Below are 13,426 nucleotides of genomic sequence, written 5' to 3'. Positions count from 1 at the left end.
ACTACTGAATAAGTAGTGAGCGGATTAGGTGTCGACGTAAGTTGAAAAAAGTAAGCTGAAGATTTTTACTGGCTTAGTTTTAATTGCGCAAAAGCCTGTTTAGCAACATCCAACGTAGCTTGAATAATCGCATCATCATGTTGCGCCGAAACGAAACCGGCTTCATAAGCCGACGGTGCGAGATACACGCCGTTGTCTAACATTAAATGGAAGAAGCGATTGAATTTTTCCTTATCGGTTTCCATCATCGCGGCATAAGTTGCCGGTACTTGTTTAGCAAAGTACATACCAAACATACCGCCAATGGAGTCGGCACAAAAAGTAACGCCGGCTTGTTGTGCCGCAGCTGATAATCCTTGCGCTAATTTATTGGTTTGCGCGCTCAGGTTTTCATAAAATCCATCAGCTTGAATTAACTTTAATGTGGTCAGTCCTGCTGCAACCGCAACTGGATTTCCCGACAAAGTGCCCGCCTGATAAACGCCGCCCAAAGGTGCCATGTGCGCCATTAAATCTGCACGACCACCGAAGGCAGCAACTGGCAAACCGCCGCCGATCACTTTGCCCAGTGCGGTTAGATCTGGTTTGATATTGTAAAGTGCCTGAGCGCCACCAAGAGCAACGCGGAAGCCGCACATTACTTCATCAAAAATTAACACCGTGCCGTGTTCAGTACACAGACGGCGCATGGTTTGCAGGAATTCAGGCGTTGCCTTGATCAAATTCATATTGCCAGCAACCGGTTCCACAATCACGCAAGCGATCTGGTCGCCGATGGCTTTAAATGTATCTTCTAATTGCTGAGTGTTGTTGTAGTCAAGTACCAGCGTGTGTTTGGTGAAGTCAGCCGGTACACCAGAGGAACTCGGATTGCCTAACGTGAGTAAGCCGCTGCCTGCTTTAACTAATAAGGCGTCGGCATGACCGTGATAACAACCTTCAAATTTAATAATTTTGTCGCGGCCGGTAGCTCCGCGCGCCAAACGCAATGCGCTCATTGTGGCTTCGGTGCCTGAAGATACCAAACGCACCTGTTCAATAGATGGCACGAGCTTGCAGATTTCCTCTGCCATCAAAACTTCACCTTCGGTTGGCGCACCAAAACTTAAACCTAAGGCTGCGGCAGCTTGTACCGCTTTAACGACTTCTGGATGAGCATGACCAACAATGGCCGGGCCCCATGAGCCGATATAGTCAATATAGCGTTTTTGTTCGGCATCCCAAAAATAAGCACCTTCTGCGCGGGTAATAAAGCGCGGCGTGCCGCCAACCGAGCGGAATGCACGTACTGGCGAATTAACGCCACCTGGCGTAGTGAGTTGGGCACGTTCAAAGAGTTCTGTATTACGCATAGTTATTTTGAAATGAAATAGTAAGTAGAAAAAGAAGTCAGAGCGCTGGTAGGCTCACATTAAGGCTGATCTAAATCTTGTGTTTCGCCCGGTTCACGCGCCCAAAAATAACGATCTGGAACTAACTTACCCATACCAAATCGCTGGGCATGAGCAAGCGCTGCATTGGTAAATTCCTGGGCTTCTAAAACCGCATCTGGAATATCCAGCCCATTTGCCACTAGCGCAGTGATGGCTGCAGATAGGGTAGATCCTGATCCGATGAATGAACCACTGAGGCGGGGCCAGCTGTCGTGCCGGATGATGCCGGTTTCATCAAACAGGCAGTTAGCGACTTCGGTCGGGTTACTGGCGGTTCCGGTTACAAAGACGTATTCACACCCTGATTCAATCAGTCTCTGTACATCTAACGCCAATGTGTCTTCGGTGGAAGGTTCACGCCAAGTTTCAGCTAATCTTGAAATTTCGACAGCGGAAGCGATCAGCAAGGTGGTTTGTGGAATGATTAATTCGTTAGCGGCTAAGTAAATATCCTCACTATCTTGGCCTTGATCGGGAATGGCCGATGAGAAAGGATCAAAGATAAGCGGAACTTCGGGGTAGTCGGAAACAATCTCGGCAATTGCGCTGACATTCTCGACGCTACCAATAGTGCCTAGCTTAAACGCGGCAACCGGTACGTCTTCTAAAATAGTACGTGCCTGTTCGATAAGAATTTCGGCATCGATGGGTTCAATATCGCAAATCTGGGTCGTGTCACCAATCAAAATTGCAGTGATAACAGTTAAACCGTGACAACCCATAGCAGCAAAACTGCCAAGGTCGGCCTGAATACCGATAGCGCCGAGTGGATCGGAGCTACCAAAGCTTAAAACTAGTGGAGATAGTTGGTTTTGCACGTCGGGTAGATTAAGATATGGGACTTTGTATTTTACTAGATAGAAGGACGAAAACTGTGAGTAATAATATTGGAACTGATTTTTCTGAAAATTCAAACCAAAATGATGAATTTAAAACATGGATGTGTTTGATCTGTGGTTGGATGTACGATGAAGCGGCAGGTATTCCTGATGACGGTATTTTGCCGGGAACCCGTTGGAAAGATGTGCCGATGAACTGGACTTGTCCTGAATGTGGCGCGCGTAAAGAAGATTTTGAAATGATTGCCATTTAAGAAAATAATTCGCCACATTGTGAAATAAATGAAACATTTCCTTGTGGAACCTTGTAAATACGTTAGATTTTTTTGTATTTTTGGGTATTCTTGAGGAAATTTATCGTAGATGGCTGTAATATTGAACTATGGCAATTAAGTAGTCTTACCAGAATAATTTCGAGATGATTTATGACTATGCTGGCAGAAACACAGAATTTGAAAATTATGGTGATTGACGATAGTAGTACGATTCGTCGATCGGCTGAAATTTTCTTAGGACAAGTAGGATACCAAGTTATTTTGGCTGAGGATGGGTTTGATGCATTAGCAAAAATTAATGATTACCATCCAGATTTGATTTTTTGCGACATTTTGATGCCGCGCTTAGATGGATATCAAACGTGCGCATTGATTAAAAAAAGCGCAAAATTTCGTAATACGCCAGTCATCATGTTGTCTTCTAAGGATGGTTTGTTTGATCGCGCCCGTGGTTCTATCGTCGGCTCGAATGAATATTTAACCAAACCTTTTACTAAAGACAGTTTGTTAAAAACAGTGCGTAACTATACGGCTAAGGCCGAATAAATCGATATTTATACAGCGCGCCGATGTGACGTATGCATCGGTTGTAACTTAGGCTTCTCAAAGGAATTAACATGGCAATACAAAAAATTTTGGTAGTAGATGATTCTCCTACTGAGCGATATTTTCTCACTGATATTTTGGCAAAAAACGGCTTTTCAGTTTCTACTGCTGAAAATGGCGAAGAAGCTTTGCTAAAAATTAAGGCTGACAAACCGCATTTGATTTTGATGGATGTCGTGATGCCTGGTCAAAATGGTTTTCAGATTACGCGTGCAATTGCACGTGACGCTGAAACTCAAGACGTTCCAGTCATTATTTGCACCAGTAAAAATCAAGAAACGGATCGTATTTGGGGTTTGCGTCAAGGTGCGCGTGATTATTTGGTTAAACCAATTGATCCGCAAGAATTGTTGGCAAAAATCGCAAGCTTATCTTAAGCGTGCAGACGTTTATTTATTGGCTGCGTAAAACGGAACCAACATGAACCAAGTCAATACCGCAAAACTTGATAAGCCGATTGAAGATAAACGCGGTGAACGTCGCGAACGGTTGCGTGAGTTCCAGTCTCAATTGCTGGAGCGCATGCAAGCAGCGCGGGCATCCGACGTAATTAGCTCAAATCAACTGGGTGTAATGATAGGCCAGACCCGGTATCTATTAAATCTGCGTGAAGCCGGTGAAATTGTCTCGATAGGACAAATTTCTCACGTGCCACTCACGCGTGATTGGTATCTGGGTTTGCTAAATATTCGGGGTAACTTGATCGGCGTGGTTGATATTCAGCGCTTTCAAGGTCAGCCTGGTGCTGAAATCAACCCAGATTGCCGCGTCATTGCATTCTCTGCCGGCTTGGCATTTAATGCTGGGCTGTTAGTCACTAAAGTGCTGGGTTTGCGTAATGTGGCTGAGATGACTGTTCAGCAAAACCCTGCAGACGGAGACTCTGCATGGCTGCAGCAAAGCTATCTTGATAGTAATAATCAAACGTGGTTTGAATTAAGTCTCACCAACTTGATACAAGATGGTGATTTTTTACATATTGGTTTATAAATTCCGCATTAATTTATTGGCGCCGCGTCAATAACTTCTTCATCGCGAGAAGTTATTTGGTGTAGTTGTGAATGATTGTTGCACTCTAATAAGATTTACCGACTTGCCTTTTAATTGGAATTAGGAGATTTAGTAATGGCATTACACTTACCGTTGCCTTCCGCAGCAGAAGTCCCCTCCGAGCATGATGAGGACAAGGACAAACTTTCTGAAAATTTGAATCCTGCAACGCTGATTGATTTAGAAGCGACACAAACGGAGTTTGGACTGTCATCGATCAAGCCAAAAAAAGCGGGAAAAGCTGCTAAGGCTGGCAAAAAAGAAGAAGAACAGGACAATAATTTAACCTTTATCGGTGATGTTCTTGAATCAGGACGTGACATTAAATTGCCGCTGATCGGACATTTATCGTTACAACGTCAAGTTCGATTTTTGTTTGTAGTCATGTTGGTTGCGTTAGTGTTTGGTGGTTTGTTTGTTTGGTTAAACAGTAGCCAAAAATCAATCGCATCAATTCAAACTCAAATCGCTGGTGATGCGTTGATGCACTCGCAGCGGATTGGTAAAGCGGCACCAAATGCGATTCAAGGTAATCCTGAAGCGTTTAAACAGCTGGAAGAAAGCCGTTCTGAATTGAATGCTGATTTGAACGTGCTGACTAAGGGCGGTACCTACAAAGGGTATAGTCTTGACAGTGCAAAATCGGCTGATCTGGCGGTCTTGAAAGACAGTGCAAAAATTTGGTCAAATACTGATAAAGCGGCTGAAACCATTTTGAAGTTGAAAAAAGAATTGACCGGTTTCGGTCAAACCTTAGAAAAACTCAATACGATTTCTCCAACATTACTTGAATTAACTGAAGAAATTTCTGCGCAAAAAGTACAAGCCGGCGGTTCAGCACGGGAAATTTCTGCTTCTGGCCAGTTGGTTATGTTGACGCAACGTTTGGCGCGCAGTGCGAGTGAATTCTTGACTGCTGAGGGTGTTAATCCTGAAACGGCGTTTTTGCTGGGTAAAGATACGAATACTTTCCGTGACTTGGTTGACGGCTTTTTAAGCGGTAGCGATGTATTGAAATTAACTGCCACTAAAGACGAAGAAACACGTTCTAAATTAACTGAATTGAAAACGACATTCGTTGATTATCAGCAATCGGTATCAACTCTTTTGGGTAACTTCCAAAACTTCGCTTCAGCTAAACAAGCGGAACAATCAGTGTTTACCGACAATGAAGAGTTGCGTATGCACTTGATTTCGGTACAGAAAAACTATCGTGATCATTTGGATTCAACTAACTTCAGTTCTTACCTGATGTTCCTGGCCTTTGCGCTGGCGTTATTGGCTGCCGCAGGTATTGCGTCTGTATTGTTGCAAGATAGTCGTAATCGTGCAAAAGAAGCGAATGCACGTCGTGTAGAGGCCGATATTCAAATGATGCAAGCGCAAAAACAAGAGAATGAAGCTAAACAGGCAAATGATCAAAACCAGGCTGCGATTTTGCGGTTAATGAATGAATTGCAAGAAGTGGCGGATGGAGATTTAACCGTTCAGGCAACTGTTTCTGAAGACATCACTGGTGCGATTGCCGATTCGGTTAACTACACGGTGGAAGAGTTGCGCGGTCTGGTTGGACGGGTAACTTCTACGGCAGAACAAGTTACTTCCGCGTCAAATCAAGCGGAAGGCGTTTCAGTAGCGTTGTTAAGTGCATCTCAGCAGCAGTCGCGTGAAATTAAAGATGCCGGTGAGGCGATGTTGACGATGGCGGGTGATATTACCGACGTTTCCAAGTCAGCCAGTGAATCAGCCGACGTTGCGCGTTTATCCGTTGTGGCGGCAGAGCAGGGTGCGCAGGCGGTGCAAAATGCGATTAAAGGTATGGATGAAATTCGCGAACAGATCCAGGAAACTTCTAAGCGTATTAAGCGACTCGGTGAATCTTCCCAAGAGATTGGTGAAATTACCGAACTGATTTCTGACATTACCGAACAAACCAACGTGTTGGCGTTGAACGCGGCGATTCAGGCGGCGTCAGCGGGTGAAGCAGGTCGAGGTTTCTCGGTGGTTGCGGAAGAGGTTCAGCGATTAGCGGAACGTTCTGGTGAAGCGACCAAACAGATTGGCGCGCTGGTTAAGACGATTCAAACTGATACGCACGATGCGGTATCAGCGATGGAAAAATCAACTCAGGGTGTGGTTGAGGGAGCTAAGTTGTCAGATGCTGCTGGTACGGCGTTGGCGGAAATTAGACGGATTTCAAATCAGCTTGCGGATTTGATTCAAGGAATTTCAAATTCAACTGAACAACAAGCAACCTCTGCTAACGGTGTAGCACAGAATATTCAACATATTTTGACCATCACCGAGCAAACTCAAAGTGGTACACAACAAACGGCACAATCGATTCGTGAATTGTCGGGATTAGCGCAAGAGTTGAAAAACTCGGTATCTCGATTCCGTGTAGCTGTCTAGAGCTTGTAGACTTAAAAATGAAGAACTGGCGATAACCTGCAAAAAACGCGGTGTATCGCCTTTTCAATCTGTGAGGTTTCATGATCTCTTCCGATGCGACGCAAAACATGCAAAACAAATTTGATACGGGCCCATTGTCGTGGGTGATGGCTGAAACACGTGAAGCATTAATGCACGCTAAACGCGCATTACATGATGCATTAGAGCAGAGCGCAGAATCTCAATCTACCTTACTGAAACACGCCAAAATTTATCTACATCAAGCGCATGGCGCGTTGCAAATGGTGGATGTGGATGGCGTTTCAAAACTGTCGGAAACCATTGAAGTTTTGTTGGATCGCATGGCCGATGGCCAGCTTAGCGTAGAGCCTGGGCATGTTAATCCAATTGAACACGCCTTGGATGCGATACAAGAATACCTGGATGAGCTAGTAGTTAGCGGTGTGCAGCAGCCAGTTCGCTTGTTCCCTTATTACCGTAATTTATTAATGATTAAAGGCGGGGATCGGGTTAATCCGGTTGATTTATTCTTCCCTGATCTGATGGCGCATGCGCCTCTCACATTAATTGCGGATGCGGATCATCCAAAGCCTAAAAAGGCCAGTTACACTAATATTCGTAAACGCTTTGAAGCAGCCTTGTTGCCGTTTTTAAAGCAGGCCGATACCGATTTATTGCAAGCTAGCGCCAAGCAAATGCAGGAATTGATTGCGGAAGTCTGGGCTGCGCAAAATAGTGCTCAGGCACGCTCATTTTGGGCTGTCATGCATGGTTTTGCTGAGTTGGTTGCTGATCAGCGCCTGTTTGGCGAGCAAAATGTAAAACAATTATTTGGTCGGATTAATCTGCAAATTCGCCGTTTGGTTGAAGGTGCTTCAAGCATTCCTGAAAGCCTGTTGCGCGATGCTTTGTTTTTTATTGCTCGCGCTGAAAATTTGCCGCCGAATGCGGCGAATGTGCGTAATGCTTATCAATTGGATGGACAAGTTCCAGCCAATTTTGAAACCCAGCATTTTGGGGGGATTGAACCCGGCGCATTATCGATTAGCAAAGAACGTTTAGCGCAAATTAAAACACTGTGGGCGAAAATCGCTAATGGTGAAGGCGCCTTGTTTGAAAAATTCGAACAAAAAATGAAAGACTTGGCCGATGTTGGGCTCAAGTTAAAATCACCGCCGCTGTCCAAGTTATTGCGTGAACTCACCGGGCTGACCCGCCATGTGATGCAAAACCGTCCGAGCGCCGCTTTTGCCTTGGAAATGGCAACCAGTTTGCTCTTTATTGAAAGTGCTCTGGATCAAATTTCTCATTTGCCCGCCGATTTTTCTGAGCGCGCCGATATTCTAGCCGCACGTTTGCTGTCATTAGTGAGCGGTGAATCGCTGGACGAAAGTGCGCCTTGGCTCGACGAAATGTCGCAAAAAGCACAGCAACGTCAAACTATGACTGCGCTGGTTGGCGAGATGCAGTCGAGTTTGCGTATTGTTGAAAAAACGCTGGATGAGTATTTTAGAGCACCTGAAAATACCGCTGATCTGGTTCAGATTGATCCGATCATGCATCAAATCGCGGGTGCTTTAGCGATACTTGATCAAGATGACGCGAATTTGGCACTAGTCCACACGAAAGATTTAATTCGTCAAATTGCGCAGTCAGAACAACCGGTTGATTCCGCGCTGCATACCAAGATTGCACAAAATATTGGTGCATTAAGCTTTTTAATTGAAGCCTTGCAAACACAGCCTGACACGGCAAAAAACAAATTTAGTTTTGATAGTGAAACGGGCTTTTTCAGATCGCACTTCTTAGATGTGCCGGCCCCAGTGCAAGTAGCGGAAGAAGTTGGTGATGTTGATCTGCACGCTACTAGTGCTACCAGCCCGGAAAATGTGCAGGTGTCGACTGAACATGAATTAGCCGAACAACAAAAACAATCTGCCAATCTAGCTTCTTCATTGCTGGAAGAACCGCATAACGCAGATATTCAGGCGCAACTACTCGCTAGCCTGGAACAAGAACGCTCTGTCGCACGTTTGCTGGATGATCCAAACGCTTCTGAACGTGCAACACATGCGATCGCAGCGCTCGCGCAAACTGATTTTGATGTATCCGAACCACAGATGAGTAACATCATTAGTGCGGTAGGTACTGAGCCAGAAGCTGTCGCCCCGATGTTGCCATCGCACCCACCGATGCCTGTCGGTGATGAGGCGATTGATGCAGAATTATTGGAAGTGTTTTTAATGGAGGCTGAAGAAGTAATGGCCTGCGTTAATGACACCATTCCAATGTCGCGTAATGACCCAAGTAATCAAGAACACTTAATTACTCTACGCCGCTCATTCCACACTTTAAAAGGCAGCAGCCGCATGGTCGGCTTAGGTGCTTTTGGTAATGCTGGATGGAGCGTAGAGCAAGTCATGAATTCCTGGCTGGCGGATGCGCATTCAGGCACTGATGATCTGTATGCTTTGCTAGAAAAAGCGTCGGAAATAATGGGCGCCTGGGTTCGCGACCTGAATGCAATGGGAACATCAGATTGCAATGGAAAAGCATTAATTGAAGCGGCAGATCGATTGAAAAACGGCGGCGCCTTTTCATATCAAGAGGTAGTTGAAGAGCCGATGCCTTCGACTGTGCATGTACCTTATGAAGTTCATCAGGCTGTATCAATTGAGCACCATGTTTTCACTGACGCTGTTGTTGAACCCATGGTGGACTCTTTACCATCGATCACGCCGGAATTGGTGTCAGGTACAGAGGAAATTATTGCTTCTAATGTCATCACAATTCATGGTGAGCAGTTGGCTGAACCCGAACCTGAGTTGAAGTCTGAATTCGACGCTGAAGCTGATGCTGACCTTGGTTTTGAATTTGAACTTCCAACACTGCAAGAAGCGCATCCAATTAATCCATTGGTATTGCCAACGGAACCTGTTGAAGAGTTAGCTGAGCCTGAAGTGCTGTTGTCCGAGTTTGAGTTTGCTATTAACTCGCCGGCATTGCTTGATGAAGCACATGCTGAAACGATGCATGAAGTGGCAGAACCGCTGGTAGCCGAATCGTTAAGCGAACCGTTCGCCGAGCCAGCGAATGACCCTGCGATTGAAACGCCAGCTGAATACTCGATTGACGATTTAATTGAATATTCGCTGGAAGATTCCCTCGCAGCTCCGGTAGAAACGCCGGTTGAAGCTCCGATCGATGCCCCAATTGAAGTCCCGGTAGAAGCGCCAATCACACCATTGCAAGAAGCAAAAATCATTGATTTTCCGACAAACTCGGGATACTTCCCGGCGTTTGAAGACAATGTGAAGAAGATCGGCAATATTGAAATTGGCGTGCCTTTGTACAATATTTATTTGGCTGAAACCGATGAAATCGTGCGCTTTTTATCGCAGGATTTTTCCGAATGGCGGCATGAGCCACATCGTCCGGTTACGACCCATGCAGTGCATGCAGCGCATTCATTAGCAGGTAGTTCTGCGACAGTCGGTTTTGCCTCCTTGCAGCAAGTGGCCCATGCTCTGGAAATGGTCTTGCAACGTTTAGAGCGCCATCCGGTTTTATTGTTGCCAGGCGAATTTGATACCTTAGATCGTTGCGTTGCGTGTGTTAAAGGGATGTTGCATCAATTTGCATTAGCAGAAATGGCCGCATACAAGCCTGAGCAAATTCTGGTCTTGGAGCAGCTACTCGGCATATTGACAGACCGTGCGCAGCCGCATGAAATGGATATGCCTGATTCTAAATTTGACGCTGACTTTGATTTTGATGCTGATTTTGATGCTGATTTTGATGCTGATTTTGAATCTGATGTTGAAGCGGTTGTTGCTACTGCCCCTGTGGATGACTTCGTTGATTTCTTACCAGAAGCCGTAGTTACTGAGCCAGCGGCAGATGCAGAGTCCGCGCTAGTTGAACTGGACGTTTCTGCGCCGCTAACTGAGGAAGAAATTTTAGCGCCGATAGTAATCCCAACGGCGATTATCCCTGAAGCACCGAGCGTGTTAGCCGCGCCGCATCACATTGATGAAACAAAACTGGTGGATGTTACAACGCTGCCAAAAGATGATCTTGATGCAGATTTGTTACCGATCTTCCTTGAAGAAGGAAGCGACTTATTCCCATTAATCGGGGAAACGTTGCGTGCCTGGCAAGCAGCTCCGCACGATGTTGAAATTTCGCAGTCTATGCTGCGTCTGTTGCACACAGTAAAAGGCAGTGCCCGTATGGCTGGCGCGATGGCATTAGGTCAGCATACGCATGATATGGAAAGCCTGATTGAAAACTATATGCAGGCTGGCGTATTGCCACCAGCCGCGTTAGAAAATTTATTGTCGTATCATGACGCGGCCGTTGCCTTGTTTGACCAGTTGCGTAATCCCGGTGCTGCAGTTGCCCCGGTTGTTGCGCCAGCGGCAGCTTTTGATGCAAACCAATCCGCGCTGATTGAAGTGCCCGCGACTAGTGTTGCTAAAGCATCGACGCCAGCTGTGGCCCGCGCCGGAGCTGCACCGGTGGCGAATCTAAACGCCGCCGCAAACGTAGCCTTGGTACGGGTTCGCGCCGATATTTTAGATCGTTTGGTGAATCAGGCCGGTGAAGTTTCTATTTCACGTTCACGCTTAGAAAATGAAGTGACGACCTTACGTTCTTCAATGCTGGAATTGAACGAAAACGTGGGACGTTTGCGCGACCAGTTGCGCGAAGTTGAGATTCAGGCAGAAACGCAAATTTCATCACGGATGGCGATGTCAGGCGAACGTGAATTTGATCCGCTCGAATTTGATCGATTCACACGCTTGCAAGAACTAACCCGGATGATGGCCGAGAGCGTGAATGACGTTTCCACGGTACAGGCTAACATCAGCAAAACGGTGGAAGGCGCTACCGATGATTTGATCTCGCAAGCGCGCTTAACCCGTGAATTACAGCAAGATTTAATGCGGGTGCGGATGGTGCCATTTGCCAGTATCTCTGAACGGCTCTATCGTATTACTCGCCAAGCTTCTAAAGAGCTTGATAAACGCGTCAACTTAGATATCCGCGGGACTTCGGTTGAAATTGATCGTAGCGTGTTGGAAAAAATGGCTGGCCCGTTTGAGCATTTGCTGCGTAACGCTATCGTTCACGGTATCGAATCGCGGGAAAAACGTCAGGCAATGGGTAAGAACGAGATCGGTGAAATTCTGGTTCAAATCCGTCAAGAAGGTAATGAAGTCGTTATTAACTTCAATGATGACGGACAAGGTTTGGATTTGCAGCGTATTCGTGAAAAAGCCCAGCATTCTGGTTTGCTTGCTATCGACGAAGAAGTCACCGATTCAGAAGCCGTCAATTTGATCTTCCAGTCCGGTTTTTCAACCGCACACGAAGTAACTGAATTAGCGGGTCGCGGGATTGGGATGGACGTGGTGCGCTCCGAAGCAACCGCGTTGGGTGGTCGTGTTTCAGTCACTTCCACACCGAATCAAGGTTCTAACTTTACGATTCACTTACCCCTCACTTTAGCGGTCACGCAAGTAGTGCTGCTCAGTTCCGGCGGTAAAACTTACGCGGTGCCTTCGGTTTTGGTAGAGCAAGTGCAGCAGTTGAAAGCGCAAGCATTGGCCGCCGCCTATAACGAAGGCGCGATTATCTGGCAAGAGCAGCGGGTTGCCATGCATTATTTATCAACGGTGTTAGCTGACTACAATGCGTTGCCTGTGGCGCAGCAATATACGCCGATCATCATCATGCGTAGCGGTAATGAACGCGTTGCGTTACACGTAGATCAGGTTATCGGTAACCGAGAAGTGGTGGTTAAAAACATTGGGCAGCAGTTGGCGCGGATGATCGGTATTTCAGGCGCAACGGTGCTCGGTTCGGGCGACATTGTGTTGATTTTGAATCCATTGCCGTTAGCACAAAAAATGGAGCACGACATGCTGCGCGCTCCGCGTTTATTGCAAGAAAATAGCGAGAATCCTAATCTATCTGCAACAAATGAGCAGTTAGGTGCGGTTTCAGAAACACGGCATTCTGCTACCCATCAGCCGGTACAAGGCTTGCGTCGTCATCATGTTGTGATGGTGGTGGATGATTCCTTAACGGTGCGTAAAGTAACTCAGCGTTTGTTACTGCGTGAAGGTTATCAGGTGGTGTTGGCAAAAGACGGTGTTGATGCACTTCAGCAATTACAATCGATTACGCCTGACGTAATGCTGGTTGATATTGAAATGCCGCGTATGGACGGTTTCGATTTAACTCGTAACGTGCGCAATGATGAGCGGTTACGCCATGTTCCTATCATCATGATCACTTCCCGTACGGCAGACAAACATCGCAACTACGCGCAGGAATTAGGCGTTAATGCGTATTTTGGTAAGCCGTACCAAGAAGATGTGTTGTTGAGCGCAATTGCTGGATATTTACCGCAAGAAAATACTGTGCAGTAATTAATCTTCATCTGCTTCCGGTGGCATCGCGCTGCCGGAAGTTATCTTATATTTACCCAGTTAAAATTGAAAATATGCGTAAGGTGGGCACGGGCTCATCGTGTCCACGCGTTACCTTTGATTAATAATAACCTCACACAATCCATTGTTTATTAACGGTTACGCGTGGTGTAGCAGTGGTTTTGAGTGGCGGAATGCCACTCACCTGCGTAACGATCTGTGCATGCAGGCACAGATTCCCTCCCTATAGGGACACAGGGGCACAAAAGCGTGCCCACCCTACGTACGGAGATGAATTTTGCGGGGGGAGCTAATTCTCCATGCAAAAAAATACCCCGATAAATCGGGGTAAATTGGAGCTTAACTTTAGG

General features: G+C 46.2%; 8 protein-coding genes. 6 read left to right on the top strand and 2 right to left on the bottom strand.

Annotated elements, in window-relative coordinates; all coding sequences use genetic code 11:
• Positions 1-65: 65 nt before the first annotated feature.
• A complete protein-coding gene (gene hemL / locus S2091_RS01355) occupies positions 66-1,352 on the bottom strand; it encodes a glutamate-1-semialdehyde 2,1-aminomutase (RefSeq protein ID WP_105529974.1) in 1,287 nt (428 codons plus the stop codon).
• A 59-nt stretch (positions 1,353-1,411) separates the two neighbouring features.
• Positions 1,412-2,251: a bifunctional hydroxymethylpyrimidine kinase/phosphomethylpyrimidine kinase gene (gene thiD, locus S2091_RS01350; protein ID WP_105529973.1), complete on the bottom strand. Its 840-nt coding sequence runs from the start codon at positions 2,249-2,251 to the stop codon at positions 1,412-1,414.
• Between the two features lie 122 nt (positions 2,252-2,373).
• On the opposite strand from thiD, the gene S2091_RS01345 reads away from it, so the two are divergent.
• The 6 genes from S2091_RS01345 (at position 2,374) to S2091_RS01320 (ending at position 13,055) form a co-directional block, all read left to right on the top strand.
• Positions 2,374-2,526 carry a rubredoxin gene (locus S2091_RS01345; RefSeq protein WP_105530183.1) on the top strand — a complete coding sequence of 51 codons (153 nt, stop codon included), beginning with the start codon at positions 2,374-2,376 and terminating at the stop codon, positions 2,524-2,526.
• A gap of 171 nt (positions 2,527-2,697) precedes the next feature.
• Entirely contained in the window at positions 2,698-3,093 is a 396-nt protein-coding gene (locus S2091_RS01340; RefSeq protein WP_105529972.1) for a response regulator, read from the top strand.
• Between the two features lie 71 nt (positions 3,094-3,164).
• Entirely contained in the window at positions 3,165-3,530 is a 366-nt protein-coding gene (locus S2091_RS01335; RefSeq protein WP_105529971.1) for a response regulator transcription factor, read from the top strand.
• 43 nt (positions 3,531-3,573) lie between these two features.
• On the top strand, positions 3,574-4,143 hold the full coding sequence (locus tag S2091_RS01330) for a chemotaxis protein CheW (RefSeq protein ID WP_243405266.1): 570 nt from the start codon (positions 3,574-3,576) through the stop codon (positions 4,141-4,143).
• A gap of 135 nt (positions 4,144-4,278) precedes the next feature.
• A complete protein-coding gene (locus S2091_RS01325) occupies positions 4,279-6,615 on the top strand; it encodes a methyl-accepting chemotaxis protein (protein ID WP_105529970.1) in 2,337 nt (778 codons plus the stop codon).
• A gap of 80 nt (positions 6,616-6,695) precedes the next feature.
• The gene (locus tag S2091_RS01320; protein WP_105529969.1) at positions 6,696-13,055 is read left to right on the top strand and encodes a hybrid sensor histidine kinase/response regulator; all 6,360 of its coding nucleotides are present in this window, start codon (positions 6,696-6,698) and stop codon (positions 13,053-13,055) included.
• Positions 13,056-13,426 lie beyond the last annotated feature (371 nt).

Source organism: Solimicrobium silvestre (genome assembly GCF_002976435.1).
In the GTDB taxonomy this organism is placed as follows: Bacteria; Pseudomonadota; Gammaproteobacteria; order Burkholderiales; family Burkholderiaceae_D; genus Solimicrobium; species Solimicrobium silvestre.
This window is presented reverse-complemented; position numbering and strand designations above follow the sequence as displayed.

Excerpts from the sequence above, each read along its gene's own strand:
- hemL (WP_105529974.1), bottom strand. The coding sequence starts at position 1,352 with ATGCGTAATACAGAACTCTTTGAACGTGCCCAACTCACTACGCCAGGT.
- S2091_RS01345 (WP_105530183.1), top strand. The coding sequence starts at position 2,374 with ATGTGTTTGATCTGTGGTTGGATGTACGATGAAGCGGCAGGTATTCCT.
- S2091_RS01340 (WP_105529972.1), top strand. The coding sequence starts at position 2,698 with ATGACTATGCTGGCAGAAACACAGAATTTGAAAATTATGGTGATTGAC.
- S2091_RS01335 (WP_105529971.1), top strand. The coding sequence starts at position 3,165 with ATGGCAATACAAAAAATTTTGGTAGTAGATGATTCTCCTACTGAGCGA.
- S2091_RS01330 (WP_243405266.1), top strand. The coding sequence starts at position 3,574 with ATGAACCAAGTCAATACCGCAAAACTTGATAAGCCGATTGAAGATAAA.
- S2091_RS01325 (WP_105529970.1), top strand. The coding sequence starts at position 4,279 with ATGGCATTACACTTACCGTTGCCTTCCGCAGCAGAAGTCCCCTCCGAG.
- S2091_RS01320 (WP_105529969.1), top strand. The coding sequence starts at position 6,696 with ATGATCTCTTCCGATGCGACGCAAAACATGCAAAACAAATTTGATACG.